This window comes from Nocardia sp. XZ_19_369, assembly GCF_015355715.1.
Taxonomy (GTDB): domain Bacteria; phylum Actinomycetota; class Actinomycetes; order Mycobacteriales; family Mycobacteriaceae; genus Nocardia.
Window position 1 is genome coordinate 154,381 of sequence record NZ_JACVED010000005.1, and the last position, 24,985, is coordinate 179,365.

A 24,985-nucleotide genomic window follows, 5' to 3' on the forward strand; every position below is an offset into this window, starting at 1 on the left:
CGATTGAATGGTGGACCGTAAACCGCCGCGGCCGCGACGGATCTCCGAGGGCTCTTCCGAGCACGAGGTGTATCTGCCGACGGGCGCGCTCTCCCCGAACCGGCAAACCCGCGACCCACTCCCGGACACGCTGCTCAAACGCGTGAAGCAGTTCTCCGGACGCCTCTCGACGGAGGCGGTCGGGTCGATGCAGGATCGGTTGCCGTTCTTCGCCGATCTGGACGCCGCGCAACGCGCCGGTGTCCAGATGCTGGTGCAGACCGCGGTGGTGAACTTCCTGGAATGGCTGCAGGACCCGGACAGCGATATCCGGTTCAGTCTCGATGCGTTCCAGGTGATTCCGCAGGATCTGGCGCGGCGGTTGACGCTGCGCCAGACCGTGGACATGGTCCGGGTGGCCATGGAGTTCTTCGAACAGTGGCTGCCCGCGCTGGCGCGCAACGACCGGCAGCTGGTCGCGCTCACCGAGGCGGTGTTGCGGTACGGGCGTGAGCTCGGCTTCGCCGCCGCCTCGGTGTACGCGAGCGCCGCCGAATCGCGCGGCGCGTGGGACACCCGACTGGAGGCGCTCGTCGTCGACGCCGTGGTGCGTGGCGACACCGGCCCGGACATGCTGTCGCGGGCCGCCACGTTGAACTGGGACGCCACCGCGCCTGCCACTGTGCTGGTCGGCACGCCGCCCGGCGAGCAGGGTGTGTCGTCGGTGGGTTCGGTGCATGCCATCGCGGCACGGCACGGCCGGGCCGCGCTCGCGGTAGTACAGGGGACCCGGCTGGTGATGGTGGTGAGCGGTCACCTCGGGGAGTCCTCTTATATATCGCCGTTCCTCGCGGATCTGCTGGCCGAGGTCTTCTCCGATGGCCCGGTGGTGATCGGCCCGACCACTCGGACGCTCGGTGCCGCGCACGCCAGCGCGGTCGAGGCGTTGGCGGGTATGGAGGCCGTGGTGGGCTGGCGAGGCGCGCCACGCCCGGTGCATGCGACCGAATTGCTGCCCGAACGCGCGTTGCTCGGCGATCGAGCTGCGATCGACGCGTTGAACGAGTATCTTGTCCTTCCGTTGGCCTCGGCGGGATCGTCACTGGCGGACACCCTCGAGGCCTATCTGGATTGCGGTGGAGCGGTCGAGACGTGTGCGCGCCAGTTGTACGTCCATCCAAATACCGTTCGCTACCGCCTCAAACGGATTGCCGAAATCACGGGTCGTGATCCGATGAACCCGCGGGACGCGTATGTGCTCCGGATCGCCGCAACAGTGGGTCGTTTGACACGAACCCGTAACGAAACGTCAACACCAACCCCAGAGGCCACTCATTTCGCATCGGGCGGCGAGGGCCTGTAACGGAATCCGTGGCTTGTTCGATCCGGACGACTCACGTGGCCTTTTGTGGGACTCCCACAAAAGGCGAGGGCAAGCTTCATTCGCGTCGACATCTCCTGCGAGGCGCCTCACAGTGTTCTCTTAGGGGTGTGATCGCGTTGTTCGCCCCTGGACAGGGGTCCCAGACTCCCGGCATGCTCGCGCCTTGGCTCGATCTCCCTGGCGCGACTGACCGGCTTATCCTTTGGTCCATGGCCTCCGGCCTGGATCTCGTTCGCCTCGGCACCACTGCGACGGCGGAAGAGATTACCGATACCGCCGTGACCCAGCCGCTCGTCGTGGCCGCCGCGTTGCTCGCCTACGCGGAAATCCCCACGGATTCACTTCCGGCCGCTACCATCGTCGCCGGGCACTCGGTCGGTGAACTCGCCGCCGCCGCGGTCGCCGGGGTCATCTCCCCGGACGACGCGGTGAAGTTGGCCGCCATCCGCGGAGCGGAGATGGCCAAGGCGTGCGCGTTGGAACCGACTGGCATGTCCGCGGTGCTCGGTGGCGATGAGGCCACCGTGCTCGCTCGGCTCGCGGAACTCGATCTCATTCCGGCCAACCGCAACGCGGCGGGCCAGATCGTGGCCGCAGGCCGGTTGGACGCGCTGGCGGAACTCGCCGCGAACCCGCCGGAGAAGGCACGGGTTCGCGCGTTGCCCGTCGCGGGTGCTTTCCACACCGCGTACATGGCACCGGCCCAGGAGGCTGTGACCGATGCCATAGCGCAGATCGTGCCGAACGACCCGACCAGGACTTTGCTGTCGAACTTCGACGGCAAGCCGGTTACCTCGGGACGCGACGCGGTCGCCAAGCTTGCTGCTCAGGTCACCCGGCCCGTTCGCTGGGACCTGTGCACCCAAACCGTAAGGCAGGCAGAGGTTTCCATGGTGGCAGAGTTGCCGCCGGCGGGCACCTTGGTCGGCATTGCGAAACGGGAACTGAAGGGCACGCGCACCTTGGCCCTGAAGACCCCGGAAGACCTCCCCGCGTTGGCCGGAGTCAGCATCTCCGGCTAGCTTTCCTGCGCGGCCATGCATCGATATGCACGGCTGTGACCGAGCGGACGTAACCATCGTCCGTCTCGTTCCGAAAACAGTACGAGCCCTACAAAGAACCAAGAAGGGAGCCACGAAGTGGCCGCTCTGACCCAGGAACAAATCGTCGAGGAACTCGGCAAGATCATCGAAGAGGTGACGGGTATCGAACCCTCCGAGGTGACGATCGAGAAGTCCTTCGTCGATGACCTGGACATCGACTCGCTGTCCATGGTCGAGATCGCAGTGCAGACCGAGGACAAGTACGGCGTGAAGATCCCGGACGAGGATCTGGCCAGCCTGAAGACGGTCGGCGACGCTGTCGGCTACATCCAGAAGCTCGAGGCCGAGAACGCTGACGCGGCCGCGGAGCTCAAGGCCAAGTTCGACGCCGAGTAGGGCCGACACTGTGACCACTCCTTCCACTTTGAACGGGAATTTCCCCAACGTCGTCGTCACTAGCCTGGCGGCGACCACGTCGATCGCTGGTGATGTCGATGCGACGTGGAAGGGACTCCTCAACGGCGAGAGCGGTATCGACGTTCTCGAGGATTCCTTCGTCGAGGAATACGACCTTCCGGTCCGCATCGGCGGCCACCTGAAGGTTCGGCCCGAGACCCTGCTGACCCGAGTCGAGTGCCGGCGCATGGCGTACGTCGAGCAGCTCGCGACCGTTCTCGGTCGCGAAGTCTGGCGTAACGCAGGCAGCCCGGAGGTCGACCCGGAACGGCTGGGTGTGGCCATCGGCACCGGGTTGGGTGGCGGCGACGCCCTCATCGACTCGGTGGACAAGCTGAAGAGCGGTGGCTATCGCAAGATTTCGCCGTTGGCTGTGCAGATGGTCATGCCGAACGGTCCTTCGGCCGTTGTCGGCCTCGAATTGAAGGCCAGGGCAGGAGTGGTCACTCCGGTCTCGGCATGCTCATCCGGCTCCGAGGCCATCGCCAACGCATGGCGGATGATCGTCATGGGCGATGCGGACATGGTCGTCACCGGTGGCGTCGAGGGTTACATCGACGCGGTGCCGATCGCGGCGTTCAGCATGATGCGTGCCATGAGCACCCGCAACGACGATCCGAAGGGTGCCTCGCGTCCGTTCGACAAGGATCGCGACGGTTTCGTCTTCGGTGAGGCGGGTGCCCTGATGGTCGTCGAGACCGAAGAGCACGCCAAGGCCCGTGGCGCCACCATCCACGCTCGCCTGCTGGGTGCCGGCATCACCTCCGATGGCTTCCACCTCGTCGCGCCCGCCCCCGATGGCGTCGGTGCGGCACGGGCGATGACCCGCGCGATGCAGACCGCTGGTCTGACCGCGAAGGACATCACCCACGTCAACGCCCATGCGACCGCGACCCCGATCGGCGATACCGCCGAAGCGAACGCGATCAGCCTGGCGATTGGCAAGCACGCTTCGGTGTACGCCCCGAAATCCGCGCTGGGACACTCGATCGGCGCCGTCGGCGCGCTCGAGTCCGTGCTCACTGTGCTCAGCATCCGGGACGGCATCGTCCCGCCGACGCTGAACCTGGAGAACCAGGATCCGGCCATCGATCTGGACGTGGTTCACGGCGAGGCACGCCGCCAGGAGATCGAGTACGCGATCAACAACTCCTTCGGTTTCGGTGGGCACAATGTCGCGCTCGCCTTCGGTCGGGCATAGCCGCCTGCATCGAATCGACTGCACAGCGACCCCGGCGGGATCGGGCCATCAGGCCTGGTCCCGCCGGGTTCGACATTCTGCAGCCGCGGTTGCGGCGCACTCATTCAGGTGAGGAGAAAACGCGATGACCATCATTGCTCCCGCGTTTCAACAAGACACAGCGTCTGATCCGCGTGATCCGCTCGGTCGACTGCAGCGCTTCTTCGATCCCGGAACTCTTCTTCCGCTCCACCCGCGCGACAAGTCGGGTGTGCTCGCCGCTATCGGCGAGGTAGACGGTGTCCGCACCGTGGCCTACTGCTCCGACGCCACCGTGATGGGTGGCGCGATGGGCGTCGACGGGTGCAAGCACATCGTCGACGCGATCGACACCGCCATCGACTCCAGCCTGCCGATCGTCGGCATCTGGCACTCCGGCGGCGCCCGGCTGGCCGAGGGTGTCGAGGCCCTGCACGCCGTCGGCCTGGTCTTCGAGGCCATGGTCCGCGCGTCCGGCCTGGTACCGCAGATCTCGGTGGTCGTCGGCTTCGCCGCCGGTGGCGCCGCCTACGGTCCCGCGCTCACCGACATCGTGATCATGGCCCCCGAGGGCCGCATCTTCGTGACCGGCCCCGACGTCGTGCGCAGCGTGACCGGCGAGCAGGTCGACATGGCCACCCTCGGCGGCCCGGCGACGCACGGCAAGAAGTCCGGCGTCACCCACATCGTCGCCGACGACGAGGCCGACGCGGTGCACCGCGCGCGGCGCCTGGTGTCGATGTTCGCCGAACAGGGCGAGTTCGATCTGGTCGCGGCCGAGCACGGCGACGTCGACCTCAAGGCGATGCTGCCGGAATCGGCCAAGCGCGCCTACGACGTTAAGCCGATCATCCACGAGCTGCTCGACAACGTCGACGGTGAAAGCTCGTTCGAGGAACTGCAGGGCGGTTACGCGCGCAGTATCGTCACCGGTCTCGGCCGGTTGGCCGGGCGCACCGTCGGCGTGCTCGCCAACAACCCGATCCGGCTCGGTGGTTGCCTCAACTCCGAAAGTGCCGAGAAGGCAGCGCGTTTCGTGCGGCTGTGCAACTCGTTCGGTATCCCGCTCGTCGTGCTCACCGATGTTCCGGGGTATCTGCCCGGCGTCAGCATGGAGTGGGAAGGGGTGGTGCGCCGCGGGGCGAAGTTGCTGCATGCGTTCGCTGAGGCGCGCGTGCCCCGGGTCACCCTGGTCACCCGGAAGATCTACGGCGGTGCCTACATCGCGATGAACGCCCGTGCGCTGGGTGCGACGGCGGTGTACGCGTGGCCCGGGTCCGAGGTCGCGGTGATGGGGGCCAAGGCTGCGGTCGGCATCCTGCACAAGAAGGCGCTGGCTGCCGCGCCCGATGACGAGCGGGAAGCGTTGCACGAGCGCCTCACTGCTGAGCATGAGCGCATTGCGGGTGGTGTCGAGCGGGCGGTTGCGATCGGTGTGGTCGACGAGGTGATCGATCCGGCCAAGACGCGCAGTATTATCGCCGCCGCGCTGGCCGCTGCGCCGTCGCGAGCCAGTCACTTGAAGAACATTCCGCTCTGATGTGAGCGACGAACTGGGCCCTGGGGTACACCCCGGGGCCCAGTTTCGTTGTCCGTAACGCTTCTCCCATACCGCAAACGACAGCAGCATCGGCACGACCCCCAGATTGCGAGCAACAGCCGCACTCGTTCTCGGGATCCGCACTTCCTGCGGGTGCCAGTGGCGGTGCGTATCCCGAGAACGAGTGCGGATCGTTGACAGCTGGTGAGGTGGGGGCGTCGGTAGCATCGGGAGGTGCGCTATGAAGAACTTGCCGACGTGCCGTGTTCTATCACGCGGCCGCTCGTGATCTTCGGCGATCGATGGACGTTGCTGATTCTGAAGTTCGCGTTCTCGGGGATTCGGCGGTTCAACGGGTTTCAGAGTGCGCTCGGGATCTCGCGTAGTCGGTTGCAGGACCGGCTGGATCGGCTGATCGAGCACGAGATTCTGGTGAAGCAAAAGGCTGCGGTGGGGGCGTACGAGGAGTACCGGCTCACCCAGAAGGGGCATGACATCTACCCGATCCTGATAGCCATCCGGGACTGGGGTGATACGTACATGGCGCCCGATGGTGCGCCGGTGCGCTACACCCATCAGGGGTGCACGGGTGAGGCGCACGCGGGGCTCGAATGCGATGTGTGTGGTCAGGAGCTGACCGCGCGGGATGTGGTTCCGGAGCCGGGGCCGGGACTCCTCGAGTCGGGTCAGTCGGTGAACCAGGTGGCTACCTGATCCAGGTCCTCGCGTGAGGTGCGGAAACTGTTGATCGGATGGTCGGTGTCCGGGTAACCGAACGAGATGCCGGCGACCACCCGGCGGTTGTCCGGTATGCCGAAATAGGTGCGGAGGAACGGGGCGTACGAGGCCAGCGCCGCCTGTGGTGCCGCGCCGAGGCCGAGGCTCTGCGCGCCGAGCAGGAAGTTGCCGATGTACAGGCCGCAGTCGACGGCGCCGTAGACGCCGAGATCGGCCTCGGTGGTCACGATCGCCACATGCGGTGCGTCGAACAGTTCGAAGTTGCGTAGCGCCTGACGCATCGTCTGCTCGCGGTCGCCCTTGCCGATGCCGACACTGTCGTACAGCCGCAGACCGCACTCGCGCCTGCGGTCCCGGAACACACCCGTGTATTGCGCGGGGAACGCGAAATCCGGCTCCGGCGTTGCGGTTTGGATGTGGGTGAGCAGTTCCTCGCGGAAGCGGTCGGTGCCTGAACCCTCGGTCACCACGACCTGCCACGGCTGAGTGTTGCACCACGAGGCGGTGCGCTGTGCCACCCGCAGCAGCTGCTCGATGACCTCGTGCGGGACGGGATCGGCGCGGAACTGCCGACAGGTCCAGCGTTCGTCGAGCAGCCTGGCCAATGCCGTGTACTGCTCGGTGTCCACATCGGCTGTCGTCATCCCGCTCCTCGATTTTGGTTCTATTTTGAGACTGAACGCTAGCATTGAAAGGCTTGGGGCGGAATGGTGTCGATGCCTTGGCTCCGGGCGTTGAGGCCAGTGGCCGCGAGGGCGCAGCGGCTGAAAAGGTGCCAGCTGCGAGGTATTGCGGCCGAGAATGCCGACCGGGAAGGCGTTGCGGTCCGAACGTGGTGGTCTGAGGGGCACGGTCGGCAGTCGGAAGTGTTGGCTGAGGGTTCTACGGCTGCGGAGGTTGGCTGAGCGGGGGCGGTGCGGTGAACAGTTGCACCATTTGTAGGTTCCCGCACGGCGACTTGCCGCTGTGACACGCGTGCGGATGCCGGAGCGGGTGCGGGTGTGCGGCCGGGGGCGCGGTGGCTCGAAAGGGTCGGCTGCGGGGTATGGCGGCGGAGATGTTGCCCCGGGGCAGTCCAGCGAACAACCGCACTGCTTGTAGGTTCCCGCACGCGGACATGCCGCACTGACACGCGTGCGGATGTCGCAGCGAGTGCGGGGTGCGGCCGGTGAACGCCGTCGAACTGGGCGGTCGGATCGAGTGCTGGCATTGCCGGGTCATGAGCTCTCTGACAAGGCAGAATCCAGCGCATGGCTTTCGGAGCCCCCGCCGCGCGGGATCGCAAGCGGCACGGTCGGCACTACACGCCGCCGGTGCTCGCGCGGTTTCTGGCGCAGCGGCTGCTCACACACGTGACGCGGCCGGAATCCGGGGTCTTGCGGGTGCTCGATCCGGCGTGCGGTGACGGGGAGCTGTTGTTCGCGTTGCGGGATGAGGCGGCGATTCGGCTGCCCGGGGTTCGGGTGGAGTCGACCGGGTACGACCTGGACGCGGCGGCCCTCGCGGTGGCGCGGGCGCGGGACGCGGGATCCGGCGTGGACTGGCATGTCGGGGACTTCCTCACGGCGTCCCACGAGCTCGCCGCGGAATCGTTCGATGCGGTGATCACGAACCCGCCGTACGTGCGGACCCAGCAGTTGGGTGGGGCCACCGCGCAGCTGCTCAGTAAGCAGTTCGGGTTGCGCGGGCGGATCGATCTGACGCATCCGTTCGTCGCGACGCTGCCGCGGCTGCTGTGCCCCGGTGGTGCGCTGGGGTTGTTGTGCGCCAACAGGTTCCTGACCACCAAGGCGGGCGCCAACATTCGCCGATTGCTGCTTGCCGAACTGGCGCCGGTCGAGTTGTACGACCTGGGGGACACCAAGCTCTTCGAGGCGGCTGTGCTTCCTGCGATAACCATCGCCACGCGCACTGAGTGCGGCGGGGAATGCCGTTACGCCTCGGCGTACGAATCCGGAACCAGCGAAAACGCCTCGGAAATAGACCTTTTCGATGCACTGACCGGCGTCCGCTGTTGCCTCGTCGCGCACAATGGGCGAACGTTCGCGGTAGAGGTCGGCACGTTGGTGACGGGCCAAGCGATGCCGGAAAAGTCTGGGGCGCAGAAACTTTCTCCCCCCCGTATCGAAGCAAGCCTTGCCGAGCAGGTCGAGCCCTTCCGTCCCGAGCGTGTGCGGCAACCTGGAACACCTCTCGCGCGGACGGTGCGAAAGCCCGAACTGAATTCGGCTGCACCGCCGTCCGCGCTATCGAAATCGGCTGAACTATCGGTGGCCCCGCTCCGGGCAATCGTCCGCCGCACAACGGAACCCGAGACCGCGTGGCGCATGTCCAATGCCGCGGTCGATTCCTGGCTCGACGCCATCGCTGCGGCAACGTGGAAAACGTTCGGGGAGGTGGGCCGGATTCGGGTGGGTATCAAGACAACTGCGGATCGGGTGTTCATCTCGGATCGGTGGTCCGAGGTCGAGCCGCCTCCCGAACCGGAGCTATTGCTCGAGCTGATCACCCATCATGATCTCGAACCGTGGCGGATCGTCCGGGCGCAGGACACCAGGGTGCTGTATCCCTACGACTGCGGTCAGTCGCGGCGTACTCCGATCGATCTGAACGAATACCCCTGTGCTGCTGAATATTTGCGCGCCCACAAGGACACGCTGTCGGCTCGCCACTACCTCGGCGCGAGCGGGCGTGAATGGTTCGAGATCTGGGTGCCGCAGCGTCCGCAGTTGTGGTGTGAGCCGAAGGTGGTGTTTCCGGATATCAGTGATCGGCCGCGGTTCGCGCTCGATCGGTCGGGTGCGGTGGTGAACGGTGACTGCTATTGGATCTCGCTGCCTGATCTGGCTGGGTCGCCGTCCGACGCCGATCAGCTCGCGTATTTGCTGATGGGCGTGGCGAATTCGGCGCTGGGCTTGCGGTTCTACGACGCGGTGTGCGGGAACCGGCTGTACTCGGGTAGGCGCCGGTGGATCACGCAGTACGTGGCGCGGTTACCGCTGCCGAATCCGGGTGCGACGTCCGCAGCAGCCATCATCGAGCTGGCGCGCGAGTTCGTCGACGGCCGGGTACCGGACGCGGCGGCGCGGACCGAGCTGGACGAGCGGGTGGCAGCGGCGTTCGGGGTGTCGCTGCCCGCGATCTGAACGCTATGCGGTGACGTGCACGCCCACCATGGGCAGCAGGGTGCGGCGGGCGAACTCGCGTGCGGCGTCACGGTCGGCGACCGGAATGAGCCCATCGGGGGTGAGCGCCAGGGAGAGGGCGAGCCGCGCCATGATCTCGGCGACCAGGTCGGCGTCGAAATCGTATGTGTTCTCGGTGTCGCGCAGTTCGCGCAGCTTTTCGGCCAAGTAGCCGCGGCCGACGGCGAGGATCGGGCCTGCGTCGGTGGTGAGCCGGGGCAGGATCAGGTCCGGCTCGGTGCGCAGCAGCCGGCGCAGCAGCTCGTTGTTCGCGATCGCGGTGATGAAGGCGACGAAGATCTCCACCAGCTGGTCCTCGGAGCCGTTGACGGCCCGTACCTGCTTGTCGATCGTCGTGACGAAACGCTGCGCTTCGCGCACGCTCACCGCTTCGACCAGCTCGTTCTTCGATTCGAAGCGGCGGTACAGGGTGGCGGGGCTGATGCCGGCGCGGCGGGCGATCTCACCCATGCTGGTCCGCTTGATGCCGAAGTCCAGGAACGCCGACAGTGCGCTTTCCAGGAGCTTTTCGCCGTCGGCGACGGGCTTGTCCAGGATGCGCTGCAGCATGGGCGGGACACTTGGCATCTGGTCTCCAGTCGATTCGTGCGAGGGCCGGGCGTGCGGGATGGCGTCGCGACGGTGCGGGTGATGGACCTTCATTATTTCACCGGCGTCCGGCGGCTCGTCCGAGGATCGCCGGATTGGCGTCCAGGTCGCGCGTCCAGCTTTGTCTGGTTAGCCTCTTTGGATATCCGATGTGGATGTTGGATGGGCTGGAAAGGGTTGAGCCGTGGCATATTTCGCGAACCGGGTGGTGGCGATCACGGGGGCGGGCTCCGGTATCGGCCGCGAGCTGGCGCTGGCCTTGGCCGCTGACGGTGCTTTGTTGGCGCTGTCGGACAAGTCGGCCGACGCCGTCGCCGAGACCGGCACACGCTGCGCCGAGGTGGGGCACGAGCCGACGGTGAGCACGCTCGACGTCACCGACCGGGCGGCGGTGCTCGACCATGCCGAGGTGACCGCCGCGCGGTACGGACGGGTCGAGGCGCTGTTCAACAATGCCGGAATCCTGCATGTCGGCAGTGTGGCGGACTCGCCGTTCAGCGATTTCGAGCAGGTGATGGACGTGGACTTCTGGGGAGTCGTCAACGGCACCAAGGCTTTTCTGCCGTATCTGCTGGACGCCGAGCGGGCGCACGTGGTGAATATGTCCTCGGCGTTCGGGTTGGTGGGTATGGCGCAGCACGCGCCGTACAACTCGGCGAAGTTCGCGGTGCGCGGGTTCACCGACTCGCTGCGCCAGGACATGCGGGCGGCGGGCGGCAAGGTCCGGGTGACCGGAGTCTATCCCGGCGGCGTGCTCACCTCCATCGCGCGGTCGGCGAGCGTCGCGCCCGGCATCGACGCGGCGGCGGTCGCGCGCCGGTTCGAGGGGCATGTCGCGCGCACCAGCCCGGCCGCGGCGGCCAGGACGATTCTGCGTGGGGCTGCGCGCGGCGAGGCGAAGGTGCTCGTCGGACTGGACGCCCTTCTTGTGGACCTGGTCACAAGGTTCGCCGGCTCGTATCACGAACGGGTGCTGGACATGGTATTCCGTTCCTGACCGTGCGCACCCGCGCTTTCGGGAACGGATGATGGTGAAATGACAACTGGTCGAACGCTTCTCAGGAGCGGGTCCGATCGGGCGCGATCGATCGGACGCGACTGATGGCGAAATGGATCCTGGTCGAGTGCTTTTCGGGCGTGCCGGGCAAGGTGATCGCGTTGGGTGTCACGCCGAAGTCCTTCGTGCCGCTGCGCAATATCGTGCGCAACCCGCTGTCGCTCGCGGATGCGGAAGCCGCTCTCGCACAGGCCTGCCGGACCCGCGAACCGGTCGCGTGCGTGTCGGCGGACGGCAGGCGCACGGTGCGGGCCGAGCCGCTGCTCATCACGCCGGAGCGGGCGCACGCCGTCCGGCTGTGGGTGGGGCCGGTGCGCGAGCCGCTGCCGTCGCGAGAACCGGTGGGGGCGTGGTACTTCAACCTCACCACCAATCGGTCGGTGCGCAGCGTGGACCTACTCGATCTGTACGGTGTCGCGCCCGAGGACCGGGCGGCGGAGGTGGCCATCGCGGGCGCGTTCACCCGGCTGGTCACCAATCGGGACGAGAGCGAGGCGCTGGCGAAGATCGTGAACTCCGCGCCGGGTACCGAGCACCAGGCTGTGTGGACCGTCCGCCGCGACGACGATGCCTTGCGCGCAGGGCATTTCGCCTGCCGGATCATTATCGAGCCCGATGCCGAGGGGCGCGAGGAGATTTTGTTCCGCGGGGTGACCCAGGACATCGGTGCCGCGACCGCGGTGGCTTCGGCGCCGCCGCCGATGATTCTGGAGTATCAACTGCTGGAGGCGTCCACGGCGCCGGGGGAGTACCGGGCCATCATGAATCTTCGTTCGCTGCAACTGATTCGGTGGATCGGGGCGCCCATGCCGGAGATCGCCTGGGCGGATCTACCCGGTCAGCCCGCGCCGCAGATTCATCCGGACGATCTGGCGGCCGCGCAGGCCATGTCGCGGGAGTTGGCGCGCCATCGCACCGAGGGCACGGTACGGCTGCGCCGCGTGGATGGTGGCTGGCAATCGGTGCACGTGCGAGCCGCGCTGATGGCGCTGGATCAGCACACCACGGCCGGGCTGGCCACGGTCACCGCCGTTTGACCCGCGGTGACCGTGGGATGACGATCACTGGCGCGGTAAGTCCAGCGCCGCCATCTCCTGCTCGATCGCGTTGGCGGCGAAATCGACACCGCTGGAACGCAATTCGTGGACTCGTCGCTGTAATGCCTCGATGCCGCCCGGCTGGGCGGCAATGTCGGCCACGCTGATCCGCCCCGTGGACCGGTGCATACTCGACTGCATGTACGCCATCATCGTGAAACCTCCTGCCTGCACGCTTCTGCACCCACCGACCCAGGTGGGTTGACCACTGCGCTACAAGCCGCACGACAACCGTGTCGGCAGGAGACCCCGGGTCACCGGGCACGCTGGCCGAATGTTATCAGCGATTCCTACTGGACGCTTGATCAGTGTGTTCTGTCTCACACCTCTTTTGCGGCACGGTGATTCGCCGTGTTGTGTAGGTACACAGCCCCATTCAGCCTAATGCCGTCCTGCTCGGCCTCGCTGAGCTCACGCCGGACCTTGCCCGGCACGCCGGCGACCAGCGACCCGGGCGGAATCTGCGCGCCCTCCGGAATCAGTGCATTGGCCGCGATCAAACTGCCCGCGCCGATCACCGCGCCGTTGAGCACGGTGGCGCCCATGCCGACGAGCACGTCGTCGCCGACCGTGCAGCCGTGCAGGATCGCGTTGTGCCCGACCGACACCCCGCTGCCGACGGTGAGCGGGAAGCCGGGATCGGCGTGCAGCACGCAGCCGTCCTGGATGTTGGTCCGCTCGCCGACGCTGATCTCTTCGAGGTCCCCGCGCAGCACGGCGCTGTACCAAACGCTGACCTCGGCCGCGAGCCGGACCCGGCCGATCACCGTCGCGTTGGGCGCGACCCACGCCGCCTCGTCGATCTCCGGGGCGAACTCACCGATCTGAATCCTCATGCGGACGAACCTAGCCGTGCCCCCTGGAACAACGCGCGGTGGGCGGCCGGGCTGGTGCCGAGGATGCGGTGGAAGTGGTGACGCAGGCTGACGGCGGTGCCGAAGCCGGTGTCGGTGGCGATGCGGTCCATGGTGTCGTCGGTGCTTTCCAGCAGCAGCCTGGCGCGGTCGGTGCGCTGGTGCAGCAGCCACTGCTGCGGGCTGTTGCCGGTGCGATCGCGGAAGCGGCGGGTGAAGGTGCGCCGCGACATCAGGGCGATCCTGGCCCAGCCGTCGAGGTCGATCGATTCGCCGAGATGTGTTCGGGCCCAGACCATCGCGCGTTCGATGGGGTCGTCGTCGGCGGCGTCCGGGACCGCGATCGGGATGTACTGCGCCTGCGAGCCGCTGCGGTGCGGCGCGGTGACCAGGTCCCTGGCCAGTTCGGTGGCCACGCGGCTGCCGAGGTCGGTGCGCACGAGATGCAGGCAGCAGTCGAGGGCGGCGGCTACTCCTGCGGAGGTGACTACGTCGCCCAGGTCCGACCACAGGGTGTCGGCGCGCACCCGGACTGCGGGGAAGGCGCGGGCCAGCTGGGCGGCGGCCGCCCAATGGGTGGTCACCTCGCGGCCGTCGGCCAGTCCGCTGGCCGCAACGGCCCAGGAGCCGAGGCAGAGGCCGACGATCCTGGCGCCCGCCGCGTGCGCCTGGTGGAGGGCGGTGCGCAGGTCGTCGGAGACGGGCAGGTCGCATTCCCAGGCCGGGATCACCACCGTGTCCGCCCGGATCAGCCGGTCGAGTCCGTGTCGCACGTCGATGTCGAATCCTGCTGGGGTGTGCAGACTTCCGGGCTTCTCGGCGCAGACGTCCACCTGATACAGCGCGGGGCCGTGGACGCCGACCCGGCCGAACACCAGGCTCGGCACGGACAGGTGGAAGGGGCTCATGCCGTCATAAGCGAGGACGGCTACGGTGTGCATGGCCCGATTTTAGCGATAGGCGGCTCTCGGGCCACTGTCGGGTATGCCTGCGGGTTGACAGGCTCGACGGCATGACCAATCAGCTCGATGTTCTGCACATCGGTGGACCCACCGTCCGGCTCCGGTACGCGGGCCGCACCTTCCTGACCGACCCCACCTTCGACGCGCCCGGCGACTACCCGGGCCCGGTCACATTGCACAAGCTCACCGGTCCCGCGGTGCCTGCCGACCAGGTCGGTCCGGTGGACGTCGTGTTGCTCTCGCACGACGAGCACGCCGACAACCTGGACAACTCCGGACGCGAATTCCTGCAGACCGCGCAGACCGTGCTCTCCACGCCCGGTGCTGCTGAGCGGATCAACGGTGTTCGCGGACTGGAGAATTGGGAGACCTCGACGATCTCCGGCATCCGGATCACCGGCGTGCCCGCGCTGCACGGGCCCGAAGGCTGCGAGCCGTTGACCGGGGTCGTCATCGGGTTCGTGCTGCAGGCCGACGGTCAGCCGACCGTGTACGTCTCGGGTGACAACGCATCGGTCGATCGGGTCGAGCAGATCGTCGAGCGGATCGGGAAGATCGATGTGGCGGTGCTGTTCGTCGGCGCGGCCAATGTCGGGCACTTCGGCGATACCGATCTCACGCTGAACGCGCGCACCGCGGTGCAAGCGGCCGAGGTGCTCGGCGACGCGGTGATCGTGCCGGTACACGGCGAAGGATGGGTGCATTTCAGCGAGACGCTGGATCGGCTGCGGCGGTTGTTCGAGTACGCGGGGCGGGACAAGCAGTTGCTGATTCCGCCGCTCGGCGTGGAGATCGCCGTCTGATCAACTTGCGCAGAAACCGCTCGTCGGCGGGCGGTCTCGTGATCATCATGTGCCGCCCGCGCGTCGTTCGTGGCGTGGGCCCGCCGCGGGGTCCACGATGGCGGTATGAGGATCGGAGTTCCACGCGAGGTCAAGGAGCAGGAGTTCCGGGTGGCGCTGACGCCGGCGGGTGCCGGGGAGTTGGTCGCGCAGGGACACGAGGTGCTGATCCAGGCCGGGGCGGGGGTCGGGTCGCGATTCGCGGACGCCGACTACGCGGCCGCGGGGGCGCGGCTGGTGCCGTCCGCCGACCAGGTCTGGCGGTCGGCGGAGCTGGTGTTGAAGGTGAAGGAGCCGATCGCCGAGGAGTATCCGCGAATGCGGCACGGGCAGGTGCTGTTCACCTACTTGCACCTGGCCGCGTCGCGTGAATGCACCGACGCCATCGTGCGTTCCGGGATCACCGCGATCGCCTACGAGACCGTGCGGGCGGCCGACGGGTCGCTGCCGCTGCTCGCGCCGATGAGCGAGGTTGCGGGCAAGCTCGGGGCTCAGGTCGGGGCGTATCACCTGATGGCGCCGCTGGGTGGGGCGGGGATGTTGCTCGGTGGGGTGCCGGGGGTGCCGCCTGCCGATGTGGTGGTGCTCGGCGGTGGGGTCGCGGGGTCGAACGCGGCTGCGGTCGCCGCCGGTATGGGTGCGCGAGTTACCGTGCTGGACACCAACTTGCCTCGATTGCGTGAGTTGGACGCGCGGTTCGATGGGCGGATCGCCACGGTCTCCTCGAATGCCGCCGAGATTCAGCGGGCCGTTTCCGCCGCCGACCTCGTCATCGGGTCGGTGCTGGTGCCGGGGGCGCGTGCGCCGAAGCTCGTGTCCGACGAGCTCGTCGCGCAGATGCGGCCCGGTTCGGTGCTGGTCGATATCGCGATCGATCAAGGTGGGTGCTTCGCCGGGTCACACCCCACCACCCACGCGAATCCCACCTTCCGCGTGCACAATTCGTTGTTCTACTGTGTCGCGAATATGCCGGGCGCGGTGCCTCCCACGGCAACTGTCGCGCTCACCAACGCCACCTATCCATACGTTCGCGCCATCGCCGAGCTCGGTTGGAAAGAGGCGTGCGCCGTCCACCACGACCTCGCGCACGGTGTGACTGCGGATGCGGGTCGGCTGTTGTCGGTGGAAGTGGCTGCGGCGCATGGGTATACGACGCCGCAGCCGGTGGGGCTGGCGGGCTGACCGCACGCGTTCGCCCGGCCGGCATGCACTGGCTGGCCGATTGGTGATCGAGCACCAGTTGGTGGCCCACTCGTGGTGGCGTAGGTCTCTCGGCGGATACGAGCGCGCGAGCGGCAACGGAGAAGGGGGCCGGCAGTAGCTGGTGCGGAGCTATCTCGCGGCCCGGCCCGGTACTGACGCCGACGCCGCCACCGCTGCCGCGACCGCCACTGCCACCGCTGCTGCTGCTGCCGCCGCGATCACCACCGATGCCGCCACCGCCACCGCCACCGCCACCGCCACCGATGCCGATGCCGCCACCGATGCCGATGCCGATGCCGATGCCGATGCGTTGTAGTAGCACAACGACAAATCATCTCGGTGAGTTCGGCACCGACCCAAGGTTCGGGTTACTCCTCGTCGGGGCGGTTTGCGCCGAGGTACCAGTCGGGCTCGCCCTCGGTGGGCAGGTCGTGCAGCTTGTCGGGGTTGCGGATGACATTGATGGCGACGATGCGGCCGGCATCGATGACGAAGGCGAACACGCCGGTGTGGGTGCCGTCGAAGACGACCAGGCCGGGCGCGCCGTTGACCAGCACCGCGCGGCCCCATCCGCCCGCGGCGGACGGTGCGTGGTACCAGCCGAGCAGCATCTTCGCGATGAGCTCGGCGCCGTGCACCGGCTGGCGGATGGCGGGAACCTTGCCGCCGCCGTCAGCGGTCAGGCTGACGTTCGCGTCGAGCACGCCGAGCAACGCGCTGAGATCACCGGAGCGCCAGGCGACCGCGAAGGCGGAGACGACCTTCTCCTGTTCGTCCGGCGAGGCGGGGAAGCGCGGCGTGCCGTTCTCGACGTGCTTGCGGGCGCGGGAGGCGAGCTGCCGCACCGCGGCCGGGGTGCGGCCGACCACCTCGGCGACCTCGGGGCCGGTCATACCGAACACGTCCTGCAGGACGAATGCGGTGCGCTCGGCGGGCGACAGCGACTCGAGCACAACCAGCAGTGCGGTGGTGACCCGTTCGTCCTGAGTGACCCGGTCCGCCGGATCGTCCCAGCTGGTCACCTCGGGCTCCGGCAACCATTCGCCGACATACTGCTCGCGGCGAACCCGGGCCGACCCGAGCTGATCCAGCGCGAGGCGACCGGTCACGGTGCTGAGCCAGGCGCGCAGATTCTCGATCTGTCCCGCGGTACCCGCCTCGTGCTGGCGTTGCAGCCGCAACCACGCCTCCTGCACCACATCGTCGGCGTCGGTGAGACTGCCCAGCGTGCTGTAGGCGAGCCTGCGCAGGTACGGCCGATGCTCCTCGAACCGCCGGGCCAGCTCGGCCTGATCGAGAGGTTCGGGAGTAGAAGGCTGATCGGAAGTCACTGCTGTCGCCGTTCGGTCGTTCCGCCCCGCCGGGCGCGAGTTCATGGGTGCGTCACCGGGTTGACGACGCAACGGATCAGAGTGTGACACGCCGTAGATCGCCGACACGGTATGCCCGCCACCGACGAGGTTCGCATCACTGACGCGCCGAGTTCCGCATGATCGAGCCGGGTCTCCCTGCGGCCCCTCGTGCTGGCTCACCCAGGCGCCACCGTCGCCGAATCGCGCAGCGCGGCTGTCGAGCTGGACATGGTGGTGGCAAACGTCGAGTGGGGGCGCGCCGTGAGGTCCCGTTGGGCGGGGTTACGCATGATCGATGGGACATGGTGGCGGCGAATGCCGAGTGGGCGCGCCGTGGTGTCCCGCTCAGCGGGGTAGCTGGTGGCCGGCGGGCAATGGGGTCTGCAGACCTCGAGTGGCGCGCTGTGGTGTCCCGTTCGGCAAGGTCGTTCATGGTCGACGGGACGTGGTGGCGGCGAACGTCGAGTGGACGCGTCGTGGTGTCCCGTTCGGCGGGGTAGCTCGTGATCGACGGGGCATGGTGGCGGCGAACGTCGGGGTGGGTGTGTTGTGGTGTCCCGTCTGGAGGGTTGGCTCATGGTCGGGGGGACATGGTGGCGGCGAACGTCGAGTGGACGCGCCCTGATGTCCCGTTCGGCGGGGTAGCTCGTGATCGACGGGACATCGTGCCGGCGAACGTTGGGGTGGGTGTGTTGTGGTGTCTCGTTTGGCGGGGTGGCTCATGGGCGACGGGACATGGTGGTGGCAAACGTCGAGTGGGGGCGCGCCGTGAGGTCCCGTTGGGCGGGGTTACGCATGATCGATGGGACATGGTGGCGGCGAATGCCGAGTGGGCGCGCCGTGGTGTCCCGCTCAGCGGGGTAGCTGGTGGCCGGCGGGCAATGGGGTCTGCAGACCTCGAGTGGCGCGCTGTGGTGTCCCGTTCGGCAAGGTCGTTCATGGTCGACGGGACGTGGTGGCGGCGAACGTCGAGTGGACGCGTCGTGGTGTCCCGTTCGGCGGGGTAGCTCGCGCTCGGCGGGGCATGGTGGCGGCGAACGTCGGGTAGACGCGTCGTGGTGTCCCGTTCGGCGGGGTAGCTCATGATCGACGGGGCATGGTGGCGGCATCCGCCGAGAGAGAGGTGGGCCGCTGTGTCCCGTTGATCACGGGCCGTGGCGGGAGCGGATAGGCTCGGTGGGTGCAGAAGGGGACCGCTACCGCTGGTGGGTTGGTGTTGGGGTTTGTGCTCGATCGGGTGCTGGGGGATCCGCGGCGGTGGCATCCGGTGGCTGGATTCGGTTCGGCGGCAAGCGCGCTCGAATCGGTGACGTATGCCGATCGGCGTCGTGCGGGGGTGCTGCACGAGGTGGTGCTGGTGGGGGCGGCGGTCGGGGTCGGTGTGGGGGTTCGTGGTCTCGGACTGCCTGCGACCGCGCTGGCCACCTGGACGGTGCTGGGCGGACGGAGCCTCGCCAAGGCTGGTAGCGAGATGGCCGACCGGCTGGAGGTGGGCGATCTGGACGGTGCTCGCGCGCTGCTGCCCTCGCTGTGCGGCCGCGACCCCGAGGTGCTCGACGCCGACGGATTGGCCCGCGCCGCACTGGAATCCATCGCGGAGAACACCTCCGACGCGACGGTGGCCCCACTGGTCTGGGGCGCGCTCGCCGGTGTGCCCGGCCTGCTCGGCTACCGCGCGATCAACACCCTCGACGCCATGATCGGCTACCGCAACGACCGCTACCGCAACTTCGGCTGGGCCGCCGCCCGCACCGACGACCTGGCCAACTTGCTCCCCGCGCGCCTCACCGGTCTGCTCACCGTCGCGCTCGCCCCGCTGGTCGGTGGCCGCCGCGCCACCGCCCTGCGCGCCTGGCGCCGCGATGCCGCGCAACACCCCAGCCCCAACGCCGGAGTGGTCGAAGCAGCGACGGCGGGCGCCCTGGGCATCCGGCTCGGCGGCCGCACCGAATACCCGCACGGTGTCGAACAACGCCCCACGCTCGGCGACGGCCCCGCCCCCACCGTCGCGGATCTGCACCGCGCAGTACGCCTTTCGGAGGCGGTACAGGCGGCCGCTGTAGCGGTGGCCGTTCTCGGGGCGCTGGCCCGGCGTTAGTCGTCCGGGTCGTCCGATCAGTCTTGGACGCCGAGGGTGCCGGTCGACGGTACAGGCGGCTGCAGTAGCGGTGGCCGTTCTCGGGGCGCTGGCCCGGCGTTAGTCGTCCGGGTCGTCCGATCAGTCTTGGACGCCGAGGGTGCCGGTCGACGGTACAGGCGGCCGCCGTAGCAATGGCCGCTTTCGGGGCGCTGGCCCGGCGTTAGTCGTCCGGGTCGTCCGATCAGTCTCGGACGCCGAGGGTGCCGGTCCAGGTGCCGGTGTCCAGACCGGCACGCCTGGCCAGCGCGAACATGGCGGCGATGTCATCGTCGTTGCGTGGTGGGCAGTCGTCCCTGGGGTACTCCTCCTCCGGGTAATACTGCTCCTCCAGTCGCGTCATCCCCTCCGCGTAGGACCGCACGAGACTCTCGGTGATCGCACCACGTTCGGCGGCATCGAGCAGTTCCGCACACAGCTCGGGCATGCCTGCGTCGGTATCGGAGAACTCCAGCCAGCCGGAGATCTTGTCGAGTGCCTCCTCGCACGTCGTGAAAGCCGAGATGCCGCAGTCGAGTCCGTCGTCGGCCAGATCGTCCGGGTAGGGCGCCCGATGCCAGGCCCCGTTCTCGAACCAGTAGACGCAGCCGACCATGTAGTCGTCGATCAGGCCTCGCAGGTATTGGCGCGGCAGCCATTCCGGCGCTCCGGCCAGCAGGTCGATAGTGGGCTCGTACCACTTGACCTTGCTCGACTCGTCCTCCCCGACGAGCACGGCGCGGCCGTCACCGAACCACTTCAGCACCCACCACGTGCAACCGGAGTCGTCCCAGTGCAAGCCGCCGTCATCGATCCAGTATCCCGACCGGTGGTGCGCCGGCTCGCTCTCCCGCTTGCGGTTGTAGGTCGCGACCGCGACGCCCGCCCACCGCTTCCACAGTAGGTGCGCATCCGGCAGGTCGCCGGGGTGTCCGGGCCGGTGTAGCTTCCCCAATGTCGTTCTCCTGCCTCGTGTTCGGTGCCAGCCTAGGCGGGCCCACCGACACACGCCGGCTCGGTTCCGGTACGCAGAACTCGCCGACAGCTGCGGCTTTGTCCGCCTGGAGCCGGCTGAGCTGTGCGGGTAGGTCAGTCGCGGCCGCGGCCGTAGCGGTCTGCCAGGCGCGCTTCGGTTGTCGGTTTTGTGGGCGCCGGAGTGGGTGCGGAGGTGTGGGTTTCGGGTGACGTGGGGTCGGGTGGGGGGCTCGTGGCGACCGGTTCGGTTGCGGTGCTTGCCTTTTCCCGGCGGCGTTCGCGAATCTCGGCGTAGACGAAGTAGCCGAGGCCCAAGGGCGCCATGATGCCGAAGGCCAGCCATTGCAGGCCGTAGGAGAGGTAGGGGCCTGCGTCGAGCTGGGGAAGGGGGGTGGGTTTGAAGGCACCGGGCTGGTTGTCGTCGAGTTGCAGGTAGCCGCCGCGTTCGCCGGTGGGGATCGGGGTCAGGGGTTGCTGCAGGACGGCGGCTTCCTGGGTGGTGTCGATCGAGTACACCTGGCGGTAGCCGTCTTGGATGGACGGGTCCTTGCCGGGGGTGATGCCTTCGGACATCCGGACCCTGGCTTCGAGGCGTTGCTGCCCGGCGGGCGGGTCGGGGATCGGTGGCGGGCGGGAACCGTCCACTGCGGCGACGAGTCCGCGGTCGATGAGCAGCAGGCGACCGTCGTCCAGCCGGAAGGTGGAGAGCACGGAGTAGCCGGGGGCACCGTCGAGGTGACGCAGCCGGACCAGCACCGTCGAGTCCGGCTGGTAGGCGCCGGAGGCGGTGACCTTGCGCCATTCGGTGTGCGCGTCGTCCGCGCTGGAGCTGTCCAGGACGGTGGTGATGTCGATCGGGTCGGCGCGCACGGAGTCGGCGATGAGTTGGTTGCGGTGCGAGGTACTCGTGTTCTTGCCGAGCTGCCACGGCGCGAGCACCGTGAAGCACAGGTAAGCGAACACGGCGACCACGGCCGCGAGGATCACCCAGCTCGGGCGGAGCAGAAAGGTCAGTCTGCGCATCAGATTCGCCGATCGAGCAGCGGGTCGGGCGGCTGGGCGGGCAGGCCGAGCGCGTCACGCACCCAGTCGAGCAGGCCGGGCATCGCCGCCTCGATCTGGTCACGGACGAGTTCGAAATCGGCCGTGTCACCGTAGTAGGGGTCGGGCACGTCGGGCCCATCGGCGGCCGGGTCGAAACTGCGCAGCAGCCTGCGCCGATCCGACGGCACTCCGAGGCGGGCCAGTTCGCGTTCGTGCGAGGTGTCGAGCGCGATCAGCAGGTCGGCGTCGCGATGGTCGGCGCCGAGGGCCGCGGCGATGTGCCCGGTCGGGTAGCCGTACTTGCGCAAGGTCGCGGTGGTGCGGGTGTCCGCGTCGTCGCCGACGTGCCAGGCACCGGTGCCCGCGCTGCTCACCCGCACCCGATCGGCCAGTCCCGCGCGGGACAGATGCATGGCGAAGATCTTCTCCGCCATCGGAGAACGGCAGATATTGCCGGTACAGACGAACGACACGTGCAGCTCACCCACGACAGCCATTCTGGCCGGTCGACCTACGGGCCCGCCACGTAGGGTGTGATCTCGTGTCCGAGGACAGCGTCGATCACGCGAAACTGCGCCACCACGGCGACGTGGACGCACGCCCCGGCATGCTCGACTTCGCGGTGAACGTGCAGGGCAGCGCGCCGCCGGACTGGCTGCGGCAGCGGCTCGCGGCTCGGCTGGACACGCTCGGGCGCTACCCGAGCGCGGAGGAAGATCACACGGCTAGGTGTGCCGTTGCGGCCAGGCACGGGCGCCACCCGAACGAGGTGCTGTTGCTGGCGGGTGCGGCCGAGGGCTTCGCCATGCTGCCTCGGCTCGCACCGCGGCTGGCCGCCGTGCTTCACCCGTCGTTCACCGAACCGGAGCTTGCGCTGCGTGCGGCTGGTGTCGCGGTGACCAGAGTGCTGCTCGAACCGCCGTACACCCTCGACCCGGCCGCCGTTCCGGCCGAAGCCGACCTCGTGGTGCTCGGCAATCCGACCAACCCCACCTCGGTGCTGCACCCGGCCGAAACCATCCGCGCGCTGCGCAGGCCGGGCCGGATCATCGTGGTCGACGAGGCGTTCGCCGACGCGGTGGCGGGGGAGCCCGAATCGCTCGCCGGATACCCCGCACCCGATGTGCTCGTTCTGCGCAGCCTCACCAAAACCTGGGCGCTCGCCGGACTCCGCTGCGGTTACTTCCTCGGTGCCCCCGAACTCCTCGCGCGCCTGAATCACGGCCGAGCCCACTGGCCGCTCGGCACTCTGCAACTGGAGGCGATCATCGCCACCGCCGAGCCGCAGGCGGTCGCGGAAGAACAGCAGCGTGCCCAGGCGATCGCCGCCGAACGTGACGCGATGATCGAGCGGCTCACCGAACTGGGCGTCCATGTGCACACGCCGGCCGAGGCACCGTTCCTGTTGCTCCGCGTCCCCGACGGCGAACTGCTCCGGAAGTACCTGGCGGACAAGGGTATTGCCGTCCGCCGCGCGGACACCTTTCCCGGACTCGGGCCGAACCACCTCCGCGTCGCGGTGCGCGGCACCGCCGAGGTAGACCGGCTCGTCGCCGCCATTCGAACGGCGGACCTCTGGTGAGCACTTCGACCGAGGCCCACCCCCGACCAGGTGGCGACCCGCGACCAGGTGGTCACGCTGAGCACCGCCGCACACTTTCTGATGTGGCGCATACGGAATCGCATGCAATTCCGTATGCGCCAAATCAAAAGTCGTGCGGCTGCCGGGTTGTCCGCTTGCGGAGGTCGGCCGGGGCGGGAATGCGACAGTTCATGGACGGATCACAGGAGGGTGAACGATGACCACACTGGCGGATCTCATCGAAGTGCTCGACGCGGCATACCCACCGAAGCTGGCGGAGTCGTGGGATTCGGTCGGGCTGGTCGCCGGTGATCCGGCCGAAGAGGTCACCCGGGTCCTGTTCGCGGTCGACGCCACCGCGGGCGTGGTCGAGGAGGCGATCGATTGGCGGGCACAGGCTTTGGTGGTGCACCATCCGCTGCTGCTGCGCGGTGTCGACACCGTCGCGGCCGACACTCCGAAAGGTGCTCTGCTGCACCGGCTCATCCGTTCCGGCTGTGCGTTGTTCACCGCACACACCAACGCGGACTCCGCCGACCCCGGTGTCTCCGACGCGCTGGCGGCCGCGATCGGCCTCACCGTCACCGGACCGATCGATGCGAAACCTGAAGCCGCGATTGACAACTGGGTCGTGCAGGTGCCGCCGTCGCACGCCGACGCAGTGCTGTCCGCCTTGTTCATGGCGGGCGCAGGCAGCAGCGGCGACTATCGCGACTGCGCACTCCGGGTGCCCGCGGTCGGCCAGTTCCGGCCGATGGCGGAAGCGACCCCGGCGGTCGGCGTGCTCGGTGAACTCCAGCGGGTCGACGAAGAACGCCTCGAGCTGATCGCGCCACCCGCCGCCCGCGCCGCCATCCTGTCCGCCCTGCGCGCCGCCCACCCGTACGAGGACCCGGCCTACCACATCACCGAACGCGCCTCGCTGCCGTCGACGGTCGGCATCGGCCGCGTCGGCACCTTGCCGGAACCAGAGCCGTTGCGCGCCTTCACCGATCGAGTCGCCGCGGCACTGCCGCCGACCGCATGGGGCGTGCGCGCGGCAGGCGACCCGGACCGCTCCATCTACACGGTCGCCGTCTGCGGCGGCGCAGGCGATTCCTACCTGAACGCAGTGGCCCGCCGCGGCGTCGACGCGTACGTCACCGCGGACCTGCGCCACCACCCGGTCGACGAACACCTGCGCAAGGGCGGCCCCGCCCTCGTCGACGCCGCGCACTGGGCGACCGAATTCCCTTGGTGCGCACAGGCAGAACGGGTTGTGCAGGCCGGCCTGCCCGACTTGGAGACCCGCGTGTCGACGCTGCGGACCGACCCGTGGACGGTCAGCGCGCGGAGCCGAGCTGATCAGTAATCGCGTCGAGCCGGCTCGATTAGTAGGCGCGCCAAGCTGAGCCGACCAGTAACCGTGCCGGGCTGGCTCTGTCAGTAGGTGCGCCGAGCTGGGCCGATCAGCGGTCGTGTCGGGCCGGGCCGATCAGTAATCGGGGCTGGGCCGATCGGCGGTCGTGTCGGGCCGGGCCGATCAGTAATCGGGGCTGGGCCGATCAGCGGTCGTGTCGGGCCGGGGTGATCAGTAATCGGGGCTGGGCCGATCGGCAGTCGTGCCAAGCGGCGCCGATCAGTAGTCGCGCGGAGCCGGCTCGACGAGTAGCTGCACCAAGTTGAGCAGACCAGCAACCGCGCCGGCGGGCAGCTCAGTGGTCGTGCCGGGCCGATCATTTGCGCCCAGCGGAGGCCGCTCAGTGGTC

24 protein-coding genes are annotated in these 24,985 nt (G+C 68.2%); 15 read left to right on the forward strand and 9 right to left on the reverse strand.

Features of this window, described 5'->3' with window-relative positions; genetic code table 11:
* Positions 1-7 precede the first annotated feature (7 nt).
* From IBX18_RS19605 to IBX18_RS19630, 6 genes are all read left to right on the forward strand, one after another.
* Positions 8-1,342 (forward strand): CdaR family transcriptional regulator, encoded by a 1,335-nt coding sequence (locus IBX18_RS19605; RefSeq protein ID WP_199856586.1) that lies wholly within the window; start codon positions 8-10, stop codon positions 1,340-1,342.
* A 128-nt stretch (positions 1,343-1,470) separates the two neighbouring features.
* Positions 1,471-2,385: an ACP S-malonyltransferase gene (locus tag IBX18_RS19610; protein ID WP_107655015.1), complete on the forward strand. Its 915-nt coding sequence runs from the start codon at positions 1,471-1,473 to the stop codon at positions 2,383-2,385.
* A gap of 117 nt (positions 2,386-2,502) precedes the next feature.
* Positions 2,503-2,802, forward strand: coding sequence for a meromycolate extension acyl carrier protein AcpM (acpM, locus tag IBX18_RS19615; protein ID WP_107655016.1), 300 nt, complete (start codon positions 2,503-2,505; stop codon positions 2,800-2,802).
* 10 nt (positions 2,803-2,812) lie between these two features.
* Positions 2,813-4,063: a KasA/KasB family beta-ketoacyl-ACP synthase gene (locus tag IBX18_RS19620; RefSeq protein WP_194835079.1), complete on the forward strand. Its 1,251-nt coding sequence runs from the start codon at positions 2,813-2,815 to the stop codon at positions 4,061-4,063.
* Positions 4,064-4,187: 124 nt separating this feature from the next.
* Positions 4,188-5,621, forward strand: a complete 1,434-nt coding sequence (locus IBX18_RS19625; RefSeq protein ID WP_107655018.1) for an acyl-CoA carboxylase subunit beta — start codon at positions 4,188-4,190, stop codon at positions 5,619-5,621.
* 234 nt (positions 5,622-5,855) lie between these two features.
* A complete protein-coding gene (locus tag IBX18_RS19630) occupies positions 5,856-6,335 on the forward strand; it encodes a helix-turn-helix domain-containing protein (protein WP_194835080.1) in 480 nt (159 codons plus the stop codon).
* Here IBX18_RS19630 and IBX18_RS19635 read toward each other — a convergent pair.
* The gene (locus IBX18_RS19635) at positions 6,308-7,003 is read right to left on the reverse strand and encodes a nitroreductase (protein ID WP_194835081.1); all 696 of its coding nucleotides are present in this window, start codon (positions 7,001-7,003) and stop codon (positions 6,308-6,310) included. The two genes, IBX18_RS19630 and IBX18_RS19635, sit on opposite strands and share 28 nt — an antisense overlap.
* Before the next feature lie 606 nt (positions 7,004-7,609).
* On the opposite strand from IBX18_RS19635, the gene IBX18_RS19640 reads away from it, so the two are divergent.
* Positions 7,610-9,505 (forward strand): Eco57I restriction-modification methylase domain-containing protein, encoded by a 1,896-nt coding sequence (locus IBX18_RS19640; RefSeq protein WP_194835082.1) that lies wholly within the window; start codon positions 7,610-7,612, stop codon positions 9,503-9,505.
* Positions 9,506-9,508: 3 nt separating this feature from the next.
* Here IBX18_RS19640 and IBX18_RS19645 read toward each other — a convergent pair whose 3' ends face one another.
* Positions 9,509-10,132 (reverse strand): TetR/AcrR family transcriptional regulator, encoded by a 624-nt coding sequence (locus IBX18_RS19645; RefSeq protein WP_194835083.1) that lies wholly within the window; start codon positions 10,130-10,132, stop codon positions 9,509-9,511.
* A gap of 205 nt (positions 10,133-10,337) precedes the next feature.
* Here IBX18_RS19645 and IBX18_RS19650 point away from each other — a divergent pair, with 205 nt between their 5' ends.
* Both IBX18_RS19650 and IBX18_RS19655 read left to right on the forward strand, forming a co-directional pair.
* Positions 10,338-11,150: an SDR family oxidoreductase gene (locus tag IBX18_RS19650; RefSeq protein WP_194835084.1), complete on the forward strand. Its 813-nt coding sequence runs from the start codon at positions 10,338-10,340 to the stop codon at positions 11,148-11,150.
* A 104-nt stretch (positions 11,151-11,254) separates the two neighbouring features.
* Entirely contained in the window at positions 11,255-12,247 is a 993-nt protein-coding gene (locus IBX18_RS19655; RefSeq protein WP_194835085.1) for a GAF domain-containing protein, read from the forward strand.
* A gap of 24 nt (positions 12,248-12,271) precedes the next feature.
* Here IBX18_RS19655 and IBX18_RS19660 read toward each other — a convergent pair whose 3' ends face one another.
* The 3 genes from IBX18_RS19660 to IBX18_RS19670 all read right to left on the reverse strand — a co-directional run bounded on the left by IBX18_RS19660 (position 12,272) and on the right by IBX18_RS19670 (position 14,102).
* Entirely contained in the window at positions 12,272-12,460 is a 189-nt protein-coding gene (locus IBX18_RS19660; RefSeq protein WP_228541426.1) for a hypothetical protein, read from the reverse strand.
* A 167-nt stretch (positions 12,461-12,627) separates the two neighbouring features.
* The gene (locus IBX18_RS19665; RefSeq protein WP_107655025.1) at positions 12,628-13,143 is read right to left on the reverse strand and encodes a gamma carbonic anhydrase family protein; all 516 of its coding nucleotides are present in this window, start codon (positions 13,141-13,143) and stop codon (positions 12,628-12,630) included.
* Positions 13,140-14,102: a GlxA family transcriptional regulator gene (locus IBX18_RS19670; RefSeq protein ID WP_194835086.1), complete on the reverse strand. Its 963-nt coding sequence runs from the start codon at positions 14,100-14,102 to the stop codon at positions 13,140-13,142. The genes IBX18_RS19665 and IBX18_RS19670 overlap by 4 nt, the downstream gene beginning before the upstream one ends.
* 71 nt (positions 14,103-14,173) lie before the next feature.
* Here IBX18_RS19670 and IBX18_RS19675 point away from each other — a divergent pair, with 71 nt between their 5' ends.
* From IBX18_RS19675 to IBX18_RS19685, 3 genes are all read left to right on the forward strand, one after another.
* Entirely contained in the window at positions 14,174-14,926 is a 753-nt protein-coding gene (locus IBX18_RS19675; protein WP_194835087.1) for an MBL fold metallo-hydrolase, read from the forward strand.
* 105 nt (positions 14,927-15,031) lie between these two features.
* Positions 15,032-16,147, forward strand: coding sequence for an alanine dehydrogenase (ald, locus tag IBX18_RS19680; RefSeq protein ID WP_194835088.1), 1,116 nt, complete (start codon positions 15,032-15,034; stop codon positions 16,145-16,147).
* A 142-nt stretch (positions 16,148-16,289) separates the two neighbouring features.
* Complete coding sequence (locus IBX18_RS19685) at positions 16,290-16,484, forward strand: hypothetical protein (RefSeq protein WP_194835089.1); 195 nt, start codon at positions 16,290-16,292, stop codon at positions 16,482-16,484.
* Positions 16,485-16,536: 52 nt separating this feature from the next.
* Here IBX18_RS19685 and sigJ read toward each other — a convergent pair whose 3' ends face one another.
* Positions 16,537-17,499 carry an RNA polymerase sigma factor SigJ gene (gene sigJ / locus IBX18_RS19690; protein WP_194835090.1) on the reverse strand — a complete coding sequence of 321 codons (963 nt, stop codon included), beginning with the start codon at positions 17,497-17,499 and terminating at the stop codon, positions 16,537-16,539.
* Between the two features lie 1,201 nt (positions 17,500-18,700).
* Here sigJ and IBX18_RS19695 point away from each other — a divergent pair.
* Complete coding sequence (locus IBX18_RS19695) at positions 18,701-19,618, forward strand: cobalamin biosynthesis protein (protein ID WP_194835091.1); 918 nt, start codon at positions 18,701-18,703, stop codon at positions 19,616-19,618.
* Positions 19,619-19,841: 223 nt separating this feature from the next.
* On the opposite strand, the gene IBX18_RS19700 is transcribed toward IBX18_RS19695, so the two are convergent.
* The 3 genes from IBX18_RS19700 to IBX18_RS19710 form a co-directional block, all read right to left on the reverse strand.
* Positions 19,842-20,591 (reverse strand): hypothetical protein, encoded by a 750-nt coding sequence (locus IBX18_RS19700; protein WP_194835092.1) that lies wholly within the window; start codon positions 20,589-20,591, stop codon positions 19,842-19,844.
* Between the two features lie 134 nt (positions 20,592-20,725).
* Positions 20,726-21,634 (reverse strand): SURF1 family protein, encoded by a 909-nt coding sequence (locus tag IBX18_RS19705; RefSeq protein WP_194835093.1) that lies wholly within the window; start codon positions 21,632-21,634, stop codon positions 20,726-20,728.
* The gene (locus IBX18_RS19710; protein ID WP_194835094.1) at positions 21,634-22,152 is read right to left on the reverse strand and encodes a low molecular weight protein-tyrosine-phosphatase; all 519 of its coding nucleotides are present in this window, start codon (positions 22,150-22,152) and stop codon (positions 21,634-21,636) included. The genes IBX18_RS19705 and IBX18_RS19710 overlap by 1 nt, the downstream gene beginning before the upstream one ends.
* A gap of 44 nt (positions 22,153-22,196) precedes the next feature.
* Here IBX18_RS19710 and cobC point away from each other — a divergent pair, with 44 nt between their 5' ends.
* Both cobC and IBX18_RS19720 read left to right on the forward strand, forming a co-directional pair.
* Positions 22,197-23,237: an Rv2231c family pyridoxal phosphate-dependent protein CobC gene (gene cobC / locus IBX18_RS19715; RefSeq protein ID WP_194835095.1), complete on the forward strand. Its 1,041-nt coding sequence runs from the start codon at positions 22,197-22,199 to the stop codon at positions 23,235-23,237.
* A gap of 217 nt (positions 23,238-23,454) precedes the next feature.
* Positions 23,455-24,588 (forward strand): Nif3-like dinuclear metal center hexameric protein, encoded by a 1,134-nt coding sequence (locus IBX18_RS19720; protein WP_194835096.1) that lies wholly within the window; start codon positions 23,455-23,457, stop codon positions 24,586-24,588.
* The last annotated feature ends 397 nt before the right edge of the window (positions 24,589-24,985 follow it).